Origin of the sequence: Alsobacter metallidurans, from assembly GCF_014636935.1 — a bacterium.
Taxonomy (GTDB): Bacteria; Pseudomonadota; Alphaproteobacteria; order Rhizobiales; family Beijerinckiaceae; genus Alsobacter; species Alsobacter metallidurans.
In genome coordinates, this window is record NZ_BMES01000002.1 from 1,339,004 (window position 1) to 1,354,067 (window position 15,064).

Consider the following 15,064-nt stretch of genomic DNA (forward strand, 5'->3'; position numbering starts at 1 on the left):
CTCCGGGAAACCGGGTCCCACGGGACCATCGACCAGAGGGGAAGATCAATGAAGAAACTGCTGTTGACCGGCATCGCGCTCGGCGCGGTGATGGCCATGTCGGGCGTCGCCAACGCACAGATCAAGATGGGCGTCGCCGGCCCGATCACCGGCCCGAACGCAGCCTTCGGCGCGCAGCTGAAGAACGGCGTCGAGCAGGCCATCGAGGACATCAACGCCAAGGGCGGCATCCTCGGCCAGAAGATCGTCCTCTCGACCGGCGACGACGTGTCGGATCCCAAGCAGGGCGTTTCGGTGGCGAACAAGTTCGTCGGCGACGGCGTCAAGTTCGTGGTCGGCCACTTCAACTCGGGCGTCACCAACCCGGCTTCGGACGTCTATCAGGAAAACGGCATGCTGATGGTGACCCCGTCGGCCACCAACCCGAAGATCACCGAGAAGGGCATGTGGAACGTGTTCCGCACCTGCGGTCGTGACGACCAGCAGGGCGCGGTTGCGGCCGAGTACATCTCCAAGCAGCTCAAGGGCAAGAAGGTCGCGGTCGTTCACGACAAGACCACCTACGGCCAGGGCCTCGCCGACGAGACCAAGAAGGCCATGAACAAGGCCGGCGTGAAGGAAGTCCTCTACGAGGGCGTCAACACGGGCGAGAAGGACTATTCGGCCCTCGTTTCGAAGATCAAGTCTTCGGGCGCCGAGATCGTCTATTGGGGCGGCCTGCACACCGAAGGCGGCCTGATCGTGCGCCAGATGCGCGACCAGGGCGTCAAGGCCGTGCTGATGTCCGGCGACGGCATCACATCGGACGAGTTCGCGACGATCGGCGGCCCCGGCGTCGAAGGCACCCTGATGACCTTCCCGCCGGACCCGCGCCAGCGTCCGGAAGCCAAGGAGATCGTCAAGAAGTTCGAGGCGAAGAAGTTCAACCCGGAGGCGTACACGCTCTACAGCTACGCCGCCGTGCAGATCATCGCCGCCGCCGCCGAGCAGGCCAAGTCTCTCGACCCCAAGAAGGTCGCCGAGGTCATGCACTCCGGCAAGCCGTTCAAGACCGTCATCGGCGACATCGCCTATGACAAGAAGGGCGACATCACCCGTCCGGACTACACGATGTATGTCTGGAAGAAGGGCGCCGACGGCAAGATCACCTACGTCGAGAACAAGTAAGCTCAGCCCCACGGCTGAGCGGAAGGGCGCCCCTCGGGGCGCCCTTTTTCGTTGGGAGCGGACGTCAGCGCCCACCAGCGTTCCTCAAAACACCCGCATCGTCCGTTTTGCAAAACCCTGCCGCGGTGCTAAGGGAAGCATGCGCCAAGCGTCGATCTTTCACGAAGGCCCGCCGATGTCCGACCCGCTGTCCCGCCTCCTCGCCGAACGCCGCTGTTTACTGGCCGATGGCGCCACCGGCACCAACTATTTCGACATGGGGCTGATGTCCGGCGAGGCGCCCGAAAGCTGGCTCACCGATAGCCCCGACAAGGTGGCTGACCTCCATCGCCGCTTCGTGGAAGCCGGCTCCGACATCATCCTCACCAACAGCTTCGGCGCGAACCGCTTCCGCCTGAAGCTGCATGGCCTGCAGGACAACGCCGTCGAGCTGAACCGCCTCGCGGCCTCCATCGCCCGCAAGGTCGCGGACGAGGCCGGTCGCACCGTCGTGGTGGCGGGCTCCATCGGCCCCACCGGCGAGCTCTTCGAGCCGCTCGGCGCGCTCACCATGGCGAGCGCGGTGGCGGCGTTCGCCGAGCAGGCGCGCGGCTTGAAGGCAGGCGGCGCCGACGTCGCCTGGATCGAGACCATGTCGGCCCCCGAGGAGCTTGAGGCCGCCGCCCGCGGCGCCATCGAGGCCGACCTGCCCTACGTGTTCACGGCGAGCTTCGACACCGCCGGCCGCACCATGATGGGTATGACGCCCGAGGGCCTCGCCGCGCTGGCGCAGACCCTGCCGCGCAAGCCCCTCGCCTACGGGGCGAATTGCGGCATCGGCCCGGGCGATCTCGTCGCCTCCGTGCTCGCGATGAGCGGCGCGGCGCCCAGCGACGTGCTGGTGGCCAAGGGCAATTGCGGCATCCCGGTGCTGCATGGCGACCATGTGCATTACGGCGGCACGCCGGAGTTGATGGCCGAGTACGCCCGCCTCGCGGTGGCGTCTGGCGCGCGCATCGTCGGCGGCTGTTGCGGCACGTCTCCGGCCCACATCGCGGCCATGCGGCAGGCGCTGGACACGCTGACGGCCGCCGAGCGGCCCAGCATCGAGGCCGTGGAAGCCAGCCTCGGGCCGATCACACGCCCCAAGGCTTCGGCCGGCCGCGCCCGCTCGGGCCGTCGCGGAGCCGCCGAGACGGCCGAGGCGTGAGCGGGAGCCAGGTCACGTTCCGTCGCGCCCTTGCGGCGGATGTACCCGCCATCGTGGACCTGTTGGCCGACGACGCCCTCGGAGCCGCGCGCGAGAAGCCCGGCCTGCCGCTGGATCGCCGCTACGCAGACGCCTTCGCGGCCATCGACCGCGATCCCAACCAGCTGCTCGCCGTTGTGAGCGACGGAAACGGCATCATCGGTTGCCTGCAGATCAGCTTCATCCCGGGCCTGTCGCGGCTGGGTCTCTGGCGCGGGCAGATCGAGAGCGTCCGCATAGCCGCGTCGCACCGAGGCGGCGGCCTGGGGCGGCGCATGTTCGAATGGGCCATCGAGCAATGCCGCGCGCGCGGCTGCGGCCTCGTCCAGCTCACGTCCGACAAGAGCCGCGCCGACGCGCTGCGCTTCTATGACGGGCTCGGCTTCAAGGCGAGCCACGAAGGGCTGAAGCTGGAGCTGTGATCAGCCCAGCCGGCCCAGCGCCGGGAAGGTCTCCAAAAGCCAGAACGAGATCTCGGTGAAGGAGCCGGTGAGGAACGCGAGACCGGTCACCACCAGCAGCGCCCCCATGGCTTTTTCCACCATGCCCATGCGTTTGCGGAATCGCCGCATGAAGCCGGTGAACTGCTCCAATCCGAAGGCTGCGAGCAGAAACGGAATGCCGAGCCCTGCCGAGTAAAAGGCCAGCAGCGTCGCCCCGCGCAGGGCCGTGTCCTCGGTCCCGGCCACGGCCAGAATGGACGCCAGGATCGGCCCGATGCACGGCGTCCAGCCGAACGCGAAGGCAAGACCCATCACATATGCGCCCCATAGCCCGATGGGCTTCTCCACGCTCAGCCGCGCCTCGCGGTACAGCATGGCGAAGCGGAACACGCCGAGGAAGTGCAACCCCATCAGCACGATCGCGACGCCTGCCACGATTGAGAGCGTCTGGATGTATTGCCGGATGAACTGCCCCAGCACGGACGCGGTCGCGCCCAGCATCACGAACACGGTCGCGAAGCCGAGCACGAACAACAACGACGCCAGCATCACGTCCCGCCGCGCCGCGCGCTCGCCTTCCTCGGCCAGGTCCTCGATGGTCGTGCCGGCGAGGAAGCAGAGATAGGGCGGCACCAGGGGCAGGACGCAGGGGCTGAGGAAACTGAGCAGGCCGGCGACAACGGCGGCCGGAAAGGAGACGTCGGTCATGCGCCCGTGTCTACGCCCTTCCCCGGCCGCGGCCAAGCCAAGGGTTGTTCCCGATGCCGTGAGCACGGCCGGCCGAACCAAAACGAGCCGACGAGAGTTGTTCCTGCACTCGGATCGGGAGCCTCAGATGCGCATCACTTTCGCTGTTGTCGCCGTCGCCTTCCTCGCAACGGCCGGCTCTGCTCAGGCGGCCGGCTGCCTTTCCGGCGCCGTGGTGGGCGGCGTCGCCGGTCATGTGGCCGGCCACGGCAAGCTCGGCGCCGTCGCCGGCTGCGCCATCGGCCACCACAAGGCCAAGAAGCAGAAGCGCGAGGAGCAGCAGCGCAACCAGCAGCAGCAGCCGCAGGGCTAAGCTTAACCGACGAGGAGCGTAGCGGCTCAGGCCGTCGCGCCCTTGCTTCCGGGCGGCGTTGTCCCAACACTGCGCCCATGCGCAATCTCATCACAGATGTCCCTGGCGTCCTCGTCGGCAACGCCCATGATGCGGCGGTCGCCAGCGGCGTCTCCGCGATCCTGTTAGAAGCGCCGGCGCCGGCGAGCTACGCCGCCCATGGCGGCGCGCCGGGCGTCCGCGACACGGCGCTGCTCGAGCCTGACAAGACAGTCGAAGCCATTGACGCCATCGTGCTGTCGGGCGGCTCCGCCTTTGGGCTGGATGCGGCCGGCGGCGTCCAGGCCGTACTGGCCGAGCGCGGACGCGGGTTCCGCATCCGCGACCTCACGGTGCCGATCGTCCCGCAAGCCATCCTGTTCGATCTCGCCAATGGCGGTGACAAGCATTGGGGCCGCAAGCCGCCCTATTTCGAGCTCGGCATCGCGGCCTGCGAGGCCGCTCGTGCCGATTTCGCGCTTGGAACGCACGGCGCTGGCTTCGGAGCGACAACCGCAACCCTCAAAGGCGGGCTGGGCTCGGCCAGCACGGTGACGCCGTCCGGCTACACGGTGGGGGCCATCGTGGCCGTGAACGCTGTCGGAAGCGTCACGATCGGCGACGGACCACAGTTCTGGGCCGCGCCTTACGAGGAGAACGGCGAGTTCGGCGGCCTCGGCCAGCCTGTCCGCGTCACGCGTGAAGCGCTTCGATTGCGCCTCAAGGGCGGGCCGGGCGAAAACACCACTATCGCGGTTGTCGCCTGCGACGCCATGCTCACCAAGGCGCAATGCAAGCGCATCGCCGTGGCGGCGCATGACGGGCTTGCCCACGCTATCCGGCCCGCGCACACGCCGCTCGACGGCGACATCGTCTTCGCGGCCGCCACCGGTCGCAGGCCCGCACCGGCCGATGCCTATGCGCTCAACGAAATTGCGGTTGCGGCTGCCGACTGCCTCGCCCGCGCAGTGTCGCGCGGCGTCTTCGAAGCGACGGCCCTGCCCTTCCCCGGCGCGCTGCCGGCCTGGAAGGACAGGTTCGGGCGCATCATGGTGACGCCCTAGAGCATCATCCCGCCAAGTGGACAACGGTTGGTGGACAAAGATGATGCAGAAACAAATAGCTAGAGCGGACGACCTGTTGCAAACAGGTCGAAATCCGCTCTAGCGGCTCACAGGAAGCGCTGCGCCCGGTAGGGTTCGGGATTGGTGAAGGGCGTCTCGCCCGTCATCATCTCGGCGATCAGCCGGCCTGTGACGGCCGACAGCGTGAGGCCGTGATGGGCGTGGCCGAACGCGAACCACAGGCCCTTGTGGCGCGGCGCCTCGCCGATGATCGGCAGCATGTCGGGCGTGCAGGGCCGGGAGCCCATCCACGGATGCGCGTCCACGGCGTCGCCGAGCGGGAACAGCTTGCGCGCCCGTGGCTCCGTCCGGGTGATCTGCACCGGGCTCGGCGGCGCGTCGCGATCGGCGAACTCGGCCCCGGTCGTGAGGCGGATCCCCCGGTCCATGGGGGCGAGCACATAGCCGTTGTCTGCGTCCAGCAGCGTGTGGTTGAGCACCGCGTTGCCGGCCGGCTTGTAATGCATGTGGTAGCCGCGCTTCACCGCCAATGGCAGGTCATAGCCAAGCGGCTTGAACACGACGTCGGACCAGGGGCCCAGCGCCGTCACGACCTCGCGGGCATGCACGACGCCCGCCTCGGTCTTCACCGTCCAGCCGGCGCCATCCTGCTGCAACGAGCGGGCGTCGCCGGCCAGCAGCGCGCCGCCGCGCTTCTCGAACAGGTGCAGGTAGGCGCGCGACAGGCCGCCCGGGTCTGAGATGCAGGCCGGGTCCTTGAAGTGGATCGCCCCGTAGGCGTCCTCGGTCAGGTGCGGTTCGCGCTCGCGCAGGCCCTTGCCGTCCAGGAACTCGAACTTGAGCCCGAAGGGCGTCAGCCGCTTGGCGTCCTCGGCGGCCGCCTTGTACTTGGACTCACCGCGGAACATCTTGATCCAGCCGGTGCGCCGCATGAGGTGCTCGGCGCCGGCGGCGGCGATCAACGGCTCGTGCTCGGCGAGGCACCGCTCGATCAGCGGCAACGACGCCCGCATGGCCGCCATGTGGCCGGCCGGCGACGAATTCCACCAGTAGCGCGCCAGCCACGGCGCGATCTTGGGCAGGTAGGACAGGTGGTAATAGGCTTCCGGCGTCTGGTTCAGCCCGTAACGAATGAGATCGCTGAGCTTGCGCGGGAACGCATAGGGAAAGATCGAGGCCCGCTCGATGATCCCCGCATTGCCGAAGCTCGTGCCTTCGCCCGCGCCGGCGCGGTCGACGATGGCCACCGAGCGGCCTTTTTCCTGGATTTTCAGGGCCGTCGCGAGACCAACGATCCCGGCGCCCAACACCACGACATCGCGCTGCATTGCTTCTTCCGCCGCCCCATGCTCGATTGCCGGGAGTTTAGGGCCTGCACCCGCCGTCTCCCACTCCGAACGTCACGCCAGCAAGGATCGCGCCGCTCGCCTCGCGACGCAATCTAACGACATTTCCAAGAAGGTGCTGCATCATTGGCGTGAACCTAAGGCAAGTTGCACAATTGCAGAGCGTCGTCCTCTCCTTTGGCGGTGAATTCTGCCGCTCCCGCCAATCCTGCCCCCTGACGTCCATGCGATCCGCCCGATGACCCCCGCTTTCGCCTCCCTTTCCCGCGCGCTCGCCACAATGGGCCGCTATGGCACCCTGGGCTTCGCGATTTCGATCTTCGTCGGCCTCGCGTTGCCGGGGCTCGCCTCCACGATGCGGCCTGTTCTGCCGTTCTCAATCTTCGTGTTCGTGGTCCTGACTTTCGCGCGCGCCGACCTCGCGGGCGTGCGGCGTGCGCTGAAGCAACCCGGGCGGGTCGCGCTGTCCTGGCTGTGGGTGACCGCCGCCATGCCCGTGATGGTGCTGATCGCGCTTGCGGTGGTCGGGCGGGCCGCGGTCGATCCCGGGTTGCTGCTTGGCCTGGCGCTGGTCGCCGCATCCCCGCCTCTGATGGGCTTTGCCGCCTATACATCGCTGCTGGGCATGGACAACAGCGTTCCGGTCGCTCTGCTGGTGCTCACCATGGCGGTGACGCCGCTGGTCTCGCCTCCGCTCGCCACCCTGGTTGCCGGCGCCGTGGTGCCGCTCGATCCCGCGGTGCTCAGCCTGCGGCTGCTGTGGATGCTGGGCGGCGCATTCCTGGGCGCCTTCGCGCTGCGACGCCTGGTCGGGCCAGCCCGCATCGCCGCCCTGAAGCACGAGTTCGACGGCGTCTTCGTCGTGCTTTATCTGGTCTTCGCCATTGCGGCGATGGACGGCGTAATCGCGGCGGCGCTCGCGTCGCCCGCCAAGGTGGCGCTCTATCTCGTGGTGGCGACACTCACCTGCGTCACCGGTCTGGCCGTCACGATGCTGGTCCTGTGGCGTCTCGGACGCCCCGACTCGTTCGTGCTCGGCCTCGGCTCCGGCATGCGCAACACCGGGCTCCTGATCGTCGCCATGGGAGCCGCCTGCCCGCCCGATACGTACCTGTTCTTCTCGCTGCTGCAGTTTCCGATCTACTGCGCGCCGCTGGCGGTCGCCCCGCTGGCCAAGTGGGTCCGAAACGCGTCAGCTCCGGCGCCCGCGTCGTAGCGCTCGCCCAGCTCCTGGGCGACCAGGTCGTGCGCGCCGTTCTCCATGGCGCGCTGGATGCGCCGCAGCCAGGCTTCGGCGTGCTGCTGACGCACTGCCGCGTCGCGGATGTTCTCATGAGCGGCCCGGATGCCGTCGATCGCCCCCTGGATCGCTTCCTCCACCATCGCGATGGCGGCGGTAGTGGCGTCGACCCGCGCCTCGGCGCGCATGGCGGCGTGCTCCACCGCGCTGATCTTCTGGAGCGAGTTTCGCCTCTCGTCGTCCAGCGCTGCGCGCAGGTCCCGCAGCCGCTCTTCGGCTTCGGACAGAAGTCGCCGACGCGCGCGCATCCGCTCCGTCGCGTGGTGCGTCAGGCTGAGCGTTGACGCCCAGGCTCCGGTCGGGTCGTCGCCGCCGTCGGCCGTCCGTTCGCTCGGAAACGGGACAACCACGCGGTGTTCGCTTGGCGGGAGCGGCGGGCTGTGCATTCGGTCCCCGAACGGCTTCTCTGACGGGCGCGGCTCCAAAGATTCGCGGCCTCCATCAGGTCGACATCCGGTAAGGCCGGTGTCAACACGATCAGGGCCAGCAATCGCGGCGCGCCGGCTCATCATCCACAATCAGAATTGCGGTTTCCAGCCACAAGAATTGATAAGTGTAAAAAACAACATCATGCTCTTCGGCAGGTGAGTCGCACCGCGGAGCGGCCTGATGGCGCAATGGACCTTGATCGACAGGCAACTTGGCAAGATCTGGAGCCGCAAGCGGCCAGCGCCGACCCCGGCGTTGGACGTCGTAGGCGAGCAGGCCGAAACGGTTCGCCTGAGCATCGCCTCGATGGAGGCGCGGCTTGACGAACTGAAGAGCCTGTCCACCGATTTCGCCCGGCTCGTGCGGCCGATGGACGACTTCCTCGATCGACACCCTCAGTTGCAGGCCCGCCTCGCCGAAGCGGAGGCTGGGCTCCAACGCGAGTTGCAGCTCGGCCGTGACCTGCGCCGCGAACGCGACGAGGCTGCCGCTGCGGCTCTTAAGGCCACGGACGAAGCCGCCCAGAGCGCCGCCGCCTTGGCGCGGCAACAAGCGCTGGCCCGCGAGACCGAGGAGACGATCACCGAACTGCGGCTGGCTTTGAGCAGCCAGAGCGAGGCCGCCGAGGCGCTCCGCCGCAAAAACGACGACGAAACCGAGCGCAGCCGCGCACTGGCCGACGAATGCGGCGCGCTGCGCACGCAGACGCTTACGCAGGGGCAGTGAGTCGCCCAGCTCGAACAGCGCCTCGCCGAAGCGCAAGCGCAGGCCGCCATGCTCGCGCGGGACAACGAGCGGCTGTCCCGCGCGGTTGACGATCAGGTGCGCCGCATCGGAGAGCTCACGGCCCGCCGCGACGAGCTCGAACGGCTTCTCGCGGATGAGACGGCGCGCGCCGGCCGGCTGGAGAGCGGCCTGTCCGAGGAGACCGCCCGCCGCCAGCGGCTGGAGATGCAGCGCGAAGGCGAGCAAACCGCCGCATCGGTCGAAATCGCCGCTCTCACCCTGAAGAGCGAAGGCCTCGGCTCGCGCCTCGCGTCGACGCTGCAAACGCTCTCCGAAACGCGCGAGCATCTGCGCGATAAGGTCGAGCGCGTGCAACTGGCTGAGCAGGCGGCCGCAGTGGCGGCTCTGGACAACACTGCCTACGCCCGCAAGGTAGCGGCCGCGCAGGACGAGGCTCAACGCGCCCTGGACGCGCTTGCCGACCTGCGCGCCACCAACGCGGAGCTCGTCGCCAAGATCGAGACGCTGGAAGGCGCGGTCGGCCTCAAGGCCGCCGAACTCGAGGCTGCCGGCGCGCAGGCGCAGGTGCTGGCGGATCGGGTCGAGCAGCTGAAGGCGCGCAACGCCGAGGAGCGCGCCGCCCTGGAGGCCGCCAACCGTCGTCTTGAAAACGCCCTGCAGGGCGAGCGGGCCGAGCGCTCCCTGGCGCAAGGCGCCCTCACCATCGCGCGCGAAAGCCGGGCGCGGCTCCAGTCGGAATTCGCCAGCCTGCGACGCCGCTCCGAGCAGGAGCCGCGCCATGCCGGCGATCAGGCCTCCGCGACAGTGGCCGGCCTGGCGACGGCCAGCGCCGCGGTGGCGACCGCCGCCGCCGCACTCGCAGCCGCGGACGACCCGAAGTCAGCCGCCGTCGAGGCCCAGATGCGTCGGATCGAACTGACCGAAACCGCCACCTGAAAGCCGCCGCCAGCGCCGGTGCGCTCACTCCTGCTTATCGGAGCCCAACATGACCAGCCCGTCCGTTCTCGAGCCTCTCGCCGCCGCCACCCCGATCGACAGCTCCGCGGCCGCCCTCGCGCGCGCTGTCCCGCCGGCCCCGCCCACGCCGGACTACGCCCAGATGGCGCGGATGCTGGGGGTCCGTCACACCCAGGAAGCGCCGGCCGATTCGCGCCGCGACTGGGGCGCGGCGCTGGATCTGATGCAGGAGGCTTTCGAGGCCGTGCGCGTCGCCGAGCAGCAGAACCAGCGCCTGGAAGGCGCAGCCGCCGAAGCGCGCCGCCACTACGAGGCGCAGCTGCGCCGCTGCGAGGAACAGATCGCCGCCATCACGGCCCGGGCCGAGACCGCCGAGCGGCGCGCCGCCGAAGCGGAGGGTTGGCTCGAGCGCTTTCACGCCGCGATCGTGGAAGGCTTCACGCCCCGCCAGGGTTCGTCGCAGCGTTGATCCGGGCCGCTGGGAGGGCGCCCATGCAGGAGAAGTCGGACGCGCATGACAGGCTGGAGGTCGAGCTGCGCAAGCTCATCCCGATGATCATGGCGGGCCAGGACCCTGGCGAGGCGGGAGCGCGGCGAACCGATCCGCAGGCAAACGCCTCCTTGAGCAAGCCCGAACAGCGCGACTGGTCCAATACGCTCGATATCATCGAGCGTGCGGCCGATTGGAGCCAGGCGCTCGACCGCCGCCGTATCGAGTGCGAGGCGCAGGCGCGCGAGCTGATGCAGGCCATCAACGAGGAGCGGCTGCGCGGCGAGAACCGGGTGCGCGACGCCGAGGAGCGCATCCGCGTCGTCGAGGCCCATGCGGCCGAGCTCGAGAAGCGCTTGCAGGAGCGCGAGCGCCAGCGTGAGTCCCTGCTGTCGCGACTGGCGGTCACCAATCAGGAAGCCTTGCGGGCCGAGGCCAACGCCCAGCGCGTCGAGCGCTGGCTCGACCGGTTGCACCTCTCCATCAAGACGTGGCTCAGCGCCGCCCAGGACGAGGGCCGCGACGGCGTCGGGCAGCGGCGCTCGGCTTGAGCGACGAGCCCTCCGCAAGCTGGCGCCAGCCTTGCGACGTGTCTGGCGACGGACCGCGTCACGATGGCGCGTCGCGCATGAGGCAACACCATGGCGCTTCCCATTTTGGCCGCTGCAGGGGCCGCTTCCACGCTCTCCAGCCTGCTGGACGCGTTCAAACCCCACAAAAAGCATCATAACAAGCAAGAAACCGGCTCGACCGGCGAGACTGCCTCCACTGGGCAGAATATGCCGGGCGGCGCCGCTGGCCCGGCAGGTTTCGACCCGACCCAGCTCCTCGCCAAGATGGACTCGGACACCAGCGGCGGCGTTTCCAAGACCGAGTTCGGCGACTTCTTGAAGTCGCTCGACAAGTCCAAGGGCGGCCTCCTGGAGATCCAGGCTCAGGCGGCCGGAACGACCACCGACAACGTCGCCTCCACGCTGTTCGGCAAGCTCGACAAGAACGCCGATGGCTCGCTCTCGGCGGACGAACTCTCGGCCATCGGCCCAGGCGAGCGCCATCGCCGACCAAATCCCGCCAGCGGCGCGCAGGATGGATCGCAGCTGTCCCTCACCGACCAGCTCATGAAGAGCTTCGACGGCAACGGCGACGGCTCCATCAGCAAGGACGAGATCGCGGCCGCGCTGGACGCCTCGCGCAACGGCCAGGAGCGTGGCCGCTCCGCCGTGAAGAGCACGCAGCCCAATCTTGAAGCCCTCGCGATGCGGGCCGTGCAGGCCTACAACCGCACCCTCGGGGCGACCGGAACGGCGACCTCCGCCTGACAGGCGGAGCCATTGCCTGACGCCGCGCGCGATGCTACGCGCGGAGGATGGAAAAGCCGCTCCTGATCGCCCCGTCCATTCTGGCCTCCGACTTCTCGCGCCTCGGCGAGGAAGTCCGAGATGTCGCCGCCGCGGGCGCAGACTGGATTCACCTCGATGTGATGGACGGGCACTTCGTTCCGAACATCACCTTCGGCCCGGACGTGATCCGATCGCTGCGCCGCCACACCGACAAGGTGTTCGACGCGCACCTGATGATCGCGCCCGCGGACCCGTATATCGACGCGTTCTGCCGGGCGGGCTGCGACATCGTTACGGTCCATGCCGAGGCCGGTCCGCACCTTCACCGCTCGCTGCAAGCCATCCGCAATCACGGCAAGAAGGCCGGGGTGTCGATCAACCCGGCGACGCCCGAAAGCGTACTCGAATACGTGCTGCCGCATCTCGACCTGATCCTGCTGATGACCGTGAACCCGGGGTTCGGCGGACAGGCCTTCATTCCCGAGGTGGTCGAGAAGGTCCGCCGCGTGAAGGCCATGGTGGGAGATCGGCCGATCCACATCGAGATCGACGGCGGCGTTACGGCCGACACGGCCCCGCTGGTCACCGAAGCCGGCGCGGACGTGCTCGTCGCGGGCTCGGCCGTTTTCAAGGGCGGCACGCCCCAAGCCTATGCTGCCAATATCGCGGCTATTCGTGAGGCTGGGCAAAAGGCGCGGGCCTGAAAAGCCAACGCCTCACCGACCGCGGCGCGGCTTGCCGGTCGGGCTCTTCACCGGCTGTTTGGACGATGGGGTCGCCGGAACGGGGCAGCCCTGCAGAGGCGCGGGCGCGCTGAGCTTGCGCTTGGTCAGGTGGTAATCGGGCGTAGCGAAACCGGTCGGGTCCTTCCCCTGCACGTAGTTGCGCTGCCATCCTTCCTTCACGGCCTGGGGCTCGCGAGCCGCGAGACGTTGGTTGAAGTCGATGCGGCTTTCAGCCCAGCTTTTCGAGGCGGCCTTCAGGCCGGGCTCGCTGTCCAGATGCGCCAGCACGGGCTGGATCCGATCCAGCATGCGGTGCGGGGTCATCATCAGAAACGCGAAGGGCTCCCCGGCGTCGAAGCGGATCGAGCCCGGTCGGGTGAATTTCCAGTTCATCGTGAAGGTGAATGGAAGCCACGCCGTCTCGACCAGCCCGTCCAGCGGCGCGATGCCATCTTTCACGGTGTTGGGCGCGCCACGCGTCCAAAGCGCCCAGCCCGGCGAAGTACGAAACAGATAACCGGGATGGAAGGTCAGCACGCCATGCCCGAAGGCGCTCACCGCCAGCCGGCTCGCGCGCGTGTTGTCTGGGTCGTCCGGCGTGATCAGCAGGTCCTCCTTGAGGTCCCCGCCTGTCCAATGCGCCGAGAACCCGACCGGCGCGTGCAACTCCCACCCGCTCGCATTGGCGATCGCGAGCGGCGTGCACCTGTAGGCGAAGCGCTGGTGGGTCTTGTCCATCCAGGCCCGCTCGGAGCGGCCGGGAACCAGCGCGGGCCTTTCCTCGTGCTCGAAGAAGCACTCGAGGATCGGGGCGCTTTCGGCTTCAACTTCGATTGCGGACATCGCGATATCCCTCGGGCTGGCCAGTCAAGCTCGCCCAAAACCGTTCACATCGGGTTTCCAGAGATAACATTCATCAACTCACAAGGCCGTATGCGCAGTACGCTCGCCTCTCCCCGCATTGCCCCAGCCCCCCTCCCATGCTACCGGCGCGGTGATGCCCGAAAGGACCGCCCATGATCCCGCGCTATAGCCGCCCCGAGATGGTGGCCATCTGGTCGCCCGAGACCCGTTTCCGCATCTGGTTCGAAATCGAGGCGCATGCCTGCGACGCGCTGGCGGAACTGGGCGTGATCCCCAAGGAAGCCGCGAAGACGATCTGGGACAAGGGCGGCGCGGCCGTTTTCGACGTCGACAAGATCGACGCCATCGAGCGTGAGGTGAAGCACGACGTCATCGCCTTTCTGACGCACCTGGCCGAGTTCGTCGGACCGGACGCGCGCTTCATCCACCAGGGCATGACGTCCTCGGACGTGCTCGACACCTGCTTGGCCGTGCAGATGGCGCGCGCCTCCGACCTCCTGATCGCCGACATCGACGCGCTGCTGGCCGCCCTCAAGCGCCGCGCCTTCGAGCACAAGATGACGCCCACCATCGGCCGCTCGCACGGCATCCATGCCGAGCCGGTGACCTTCGGGCTCAAGCTGGCCGAGGCCTACGCCGAATTCAGCCGCGCCCGCGAGCGCCTCGTCTTCGCCCGCCGCGAGATCGCCACCTGCGCGATCTCGGGCGCGGTCGGCACCTTTGCGAACATCGACCCGCGCGTGGAGGAGCACGTCGCCAAGGCCATGGGGCTCGCCGTGGAGCCGGTCTCCACGCAGGTGATCCCGCGTGATCGCCACGCCATGTTCTTCGCCACGCTGGGCGTGGTGGCGTCCTCCATCGAGCGCCTCGCCATCGAGGTGCGCCACCTGCAGCGCTCCGAGGTGCTGGAGGCGGAGGAATATTTCTCCGAGGGCCAGAAGGGCTCCTCGGCCATGCCGCACAAGCGCAACCCGGTGCTCACCGAGAACCTCACCGGCCTCGCCCGCATGGTCCGCGCCTATGCGCTGCCCGCCATGGAGAACGTGGCGCTCTGGCACGAGCGCGACATCTCCCACTCCTCGGTGGAGCGGATGATCGGCCCGGACGCCACCGTGACGCTCGACTTCGCCCTCGCCCGCCTCACCGGCGTGGTCGACAAGCTGCTGGTCTACCCGGAGAACATGCAAAAGAACCTCGACCGCCTGGGCGGGCTGGTCCACTCCCAGCGCGTGCTGCTGGCGCTCACGCAAAAGGGCGTGTCACGCGAGGACGCCTACCGGCTGGTGCAGCGCAATGCGATGCCGGTCTGGCGCGGCCAGGGCGACTTCCTCACTTTGCTCAAGGCCGACCCGGACGTCTCCAAGGCGCTCAGCCCGCGGGAGCTCGAGGAAAAGTTCGACCTCGGCTATCACCTGAAGCACGTGAATACGATTTTCCGGCGCGTGTTCGGCGAGGCGTGATTGCTCGAGGAATTCGCGCCGACATCGGCGTGACCTCCAGCCGACGGGACGAGAACCAGTATTTCCGTGCGCCTCGCCGTCATTGCGAGCCGGAGGCGAAGCAATCCAGTCTAAATGCCCGACGTTAGGCTGGATTGCTTCGCTGTCGCTCGCAATGACGGGAGGATGGCCCCGATGTCCTCGCGCCTCGCCGTAATCCCCGGCGACCGGCGCAGCAGGTCGGGAAGGGGATCCAGGGGCAAAGGCGCTCACCCCTGGATCCCCTTCCCGGCGCTCCGCGCCGCCGGGGATGACGGAGTGAATTGAGTCCGGTTGCACATGAGCTGATGACCGGGAGCGGTTCGCGCCTGTCATCCACCTGTCATGTCCATGTCATAGCGAAAGGGCGTCGCGGCCCCCGGGGTC

At 68.2% G+C, this 15,064-nt stretch carries 16 protein-coding genes and 1 pseudogene; 13 read left to right on the forward strand and 4 right to left on the reverse strand.

All coding sequences use genetic code 11. The features are described 5' to 3' along the window. Positions 1 to 48 precede the first annotated feature (48 nt). The 3 genes from IEV99_RS16725 to IEV99_RS16735 all read left to right on the forward strand — a co-directional run bounded on the left by IEV99_RS16725 (position 49) and on the right by IEV99_RS16735 (position 2,817). The gene (locus tag IEV99_RS16725) at positions 49 to 1,167 is read left to right on the forward strand and encodes a branched-chain amino acid ABC transporter substrate-binding protein (RefSeq protein WP_188518871.1); all 1,119 of its coding nucleotides are present in this window, start codon (positions 49 to 51) and stop codon (positions 1,165 to 1,167) included. A 175-nt stretch (positions 1,168 to 1,342) separates the two neighbouring features. Next, positions 1,343 to 2,356: a betaine--homocysteine S-methyltransferase gene (gene bmt / locus IEV99_RS16730; protein WP_188518872.1), complete on the forward strand. Its 1,014-nt coding sequence runs from the start codon at positions 1,343 to 1,345 to the stop codon at positions 2,354 to 2,356. Next, positions 2,353 to 2,817, forward strand: coding sequence for a GNAT family N-acetyltransferase (locus IEV99_RS16735; protein WP_188518873.1), 465 nt, complete (start codon positions 2,353 to 2,355; stop codon positions 2,815 to 2,817). Before bmt ends, IEV99_RS16735 begins: the two co-directional genes overlap by 4 nt. Here IEV99_RS16735 and IEV99_RS16740 read toward each other — a convergent pair whose 3' ends face one another. Next, positions 2,818 to 3,546, reverse strand: a complete 729-nt coding sequence (locus IEV99_RS16740; protein ID WP_188518874.1) for a cytochrome c biogenesis CcdA family protein — start codon at positions 3,544 to 3,546, stop codon at positions 2,818 to 2,820. Positions 3,547 to 3,673: 127 nt separating this feature from the next. Between IEV99_RS16740 and IEV99_RS16745 the strand changes: the two genes are divergently transcribed. Then, positions 3,674 to 3,898, forward strand: coding sequence for a hypothetical protein (locus IEV99_RS16745; protein ID WP_188518875.1), 225 nt, complete (start codon positions 3,674 to 3,676; stop codon positions 3,896 to 3,898). A gap of 77 nt (positions 3,899 to 3,975) precedes the next feature. Beyond that, positions 3,976 to 4,980, forward strand: coding sequence for a P1 family peptidase (locus IEV99_RS16750; RefSeq protein WP_188518876.1), 1,005 nt, complete (start codon positions 3,976 to 3,978; stop codon positions 4,978 to 4,980). Positions 4,981 to 5,087: 107 nt separating this feature from the next. Here IEV99_RS16750 and IEV99_RS16755 read toward each other — a convergent pair whose 3' ends face one another. Then, a complete protein-coding gene (locus IEV99_RS16755; protein ID WP_188518877.1) occupies positions 5,088 to 6,329 on the reverse strand; it encodes an NAD(P)/FAD-dependent oxidoreductase in 1,242 nt (413 codons plus the stop codon). Between the two features lie 256 nt (positions 6,330 to 6,585). On the opposite strand from IEV99_RS16755, the gene IEV99_RS16760 reads away from it, so the two are divergent. Further along, on the forward strand, positions 6,586 to 7,563 hold the full coding sequence (locus tag IEV99_RS16760; protein ID WP_188518878.1) for a hypothetical protein: 978 nt from the start codon (positions 6,586 to 6,588) through the stop codon (positions 7,561 to 7,563). On the opposite strand, the gene IEV99_RS16765 is transcribed toward IEV99_RS16760, so the two are convergent. Then, entirely contained in the window at positions 7,488 to 7,997 is a 510-nt protein-coding gene (locus tag IEV99_RS16765) for a hypothetical protein (RefSeq protein ID WP_188518879.1), read from the reverse strand. The genes IEV99_RS16760 and IEV99_RS16765 overlap by 76 nt on opposite strands. Positions 7,998 to 8,256: 259 nt before the next feature. On the opposite strand from IEV99_RS16765, the gene IEV99_RS16770 reads away from it, so the two are divergent. The 6 genes and pseudogenes from IEV99_RS16770 to rpe all read left to right on the forward strand — a co-directional run bounded on the left by IEV99_RS16770 (position 8,257) and on the right by rpe (position 12,314). After that, positions 8,257 to 8,802 (forward strand): hypothetical protein, encoded by a 546-nt coding sequence (locus IEV99_RS16770; RefSeq protein ID WP_188518880.1) that lies wholly within the window; start codon positions 8,257 to 8,259, stop codon positions 8,800 to 8,802. A gap of 15 nt (positions 8,803 to 8,817) precedes the next feature. Beyond that, positions 8,818 to 9,759, forward strand: a pseudogene (locus IEV99_RS16775) (hypothetical protein); the annotation flags it as partial. A gap of 49 nt (positions 9,760 to 9,808) precedes the next feature. Beyond that, positions 9,809 to 10,249 (forward strand): hypothetical protein, encoded by a 441-nt coding sequence (locus IEV99_RS16780; RefSeq protein ID WP_188518882.1) that lies wholly within the window; start codon positions 9,809 to 9,811, stop codon positions 10,247 to 10,249. Between the two features lie 23 nt (positions 10,250 to 10,272). Beyond that, positions 10,273 to 10,821 (forward strand): hypothetical protein, encoded by a 549-nt coding sequence (locus tag IEV99_RS16785; RefSeq protein ID WP_188518883.1) that lies wholly within the window; start codon positions 10,273 to 10,275, stop codon positions 10,819 to 10,821. A gap of 90 nt (positions 10,822 to 10,911) precedes the next feature. After that, a complete protein-coding gene (locus IEV99_RS16790; protein ID WP_188518884.1) occupies positions 10,912 to 11,589 on the forward strand; it encodes an EF-hand domain-containing protein in 678 nt (225 codons plus the stop codon). A gap of 47 nt (positions 11,590 to 11,636) precedes the next feature. Beyond that, entirely contained in the window at positions 11,637 to 12,314 is a 678-nt protein-coding gene (gene rpe / locus IEV99_RS16795) for a ribulose-phosphate 3-epimerase (RefSeq protein ID WP_188518885.1), read from the forward strand. A gap of 12 nt (positions 12,315 to 12,326) precedes the next feature. Here the strand turns inward: rpe and IEV99_RS16800 are convergent, their stop codons facing one another. Continuing rightward, positions 12,327 to 13,178 carry a DUF6065 family protein gene (locus IEV99_RS16800; RefSeq protein ID WP_188518886.1) on the reverse strand — a complete coding sequence of 284 codons (852 nt, stop codon included), beginning with the start codon at positions 13,176 to 13,178 and terminating at the stop codon, positions 12,327 to 12,329. A gap of 173 nt (positions 13,179 to 13,351) precedes the next feature. Between IEV99_RS16800 and purB the strand changes: the two genes are divergently transcribed. Beyond that, positions 13,352 to 14,659 (forward strand): adenylosuccinate lyase, encoded by a 1,308-nt coding sequence (gene purB, locus IEV99_RS16805; protein ID WP_188518887.1) that lies wholly within the window; start codon positions 13,352 to 13,354, stop codon positions 14,657 to 14,659. Positions 14,660 to 15,064 lie beyond the last annotated feature (405 nt).

What these genes read in the sequence shown, in the direction of transcription:
- IEV99_RS16725 (WP_188518871.1), top strand. Translation starts at nt 49, where the DNA reads ATGAAGAAACTGCTGTTGACCGGCATCGCGCTCGGCGCGGTGATGGCC.
- bmt (WP_188518872.1), top strand. Translation starts at nt 1,343, where the DNA reads ATGTCCGACCCGCTGTCCCGCCTCCTCGCCGAACGCCGCTGTTTACTG.
- IEV99_RS16740 (WP_188518874.1), bottom strand. Translation starts at nt 3,546, where the DNA reads ATGACCGACGTCTCCTTTCCGGCCGCCGTTGTCGCCGGCCTGCTCAGT.
- IEV99_RS16745 (WP_188518875.1), top strand. Translation starts at nt 3,674, where the DNA reads ATGCGCATCACTTTCGCTGTTGTCGCCGTCGCCTTCCTCGCAACGGCC.
- IEV99_RS16750 (WP_188518876.1), top strand. Translation starts at nt 3,976, where the DNA reads ATGCGCAATCTCATCACAGATGTCCCTGGCGTCCTCGTCGGCAACGCC.
- IEV99_RS16755 (WP_188518877.1), bottom strand. Translation starts at nt 6,329, where the DNA reads ATGCAGCGCGATGTCGTGGTGTTGGGCGCCGGGATCGTTGGTCTCGCG.
- IEV99_RS16760 (WP_188518878.1), top strand. Translation starts at nt 6,586, where the DNA reads ATGACCCCCGCTTTCGCCTCCCTTTCCCGCGCGCTCGCCACAATGGGC.
- IEV99_RS16770 (WP_188518880.1), top strand. Translation starts at nt 8,257, where the DNA reads ATGGCGCAATGGACCTTGATCGACAGGCAACTTGGCAAGATCTGGAGC.
- IEV99_RS16780 (WP_188518882.1), top strand. Translation starts at nt 9,809, where the DNA reads ATGACCAGCCCGTCCGTTCTCGAGCCTCTCGCCGCCGCCACCCCGATC.
- IEV99_RS16785 (WP_188518883.1), top strand. Translation starts at nt 10,273, where the DNA reads ATGCAGGAGAAGTCGGACGCGCATGACAGGCTGGAGGTCGAGCTGCGC.
- IEV99_RS16790 (WP_188518884.1), top strand. Translation starts at nt 10,912, where the DNA reads ATGGCGCTTCCCATTTTGGCCGCTGCAGGGGCCGCTTCCACGCTCTCC.
- rpe (WP_188518885.1), top strand. Translation starts at nt 11,637, where the DNA reads ATGGAAAAGCCGCTCCTGATCGCCCCGTCCATTCTGGCCTCCGACTTC.
- IEV99_RS16800 (WP_188518886.1), bottom strand. Translation starts at nt 13,178, where the DNA reads ATGTCCGCAATCGAAGTTGAAGCCGAAAGCGCCCCGATCCTCGAGTGC.
- purB (WP_188518887.1), top strand. Translation starts at nt 13,352, where the DNA reads ATGATCCCGCGCTATAGCCGCCCCGAGATGGTGGCCATCTGGTCGCCC.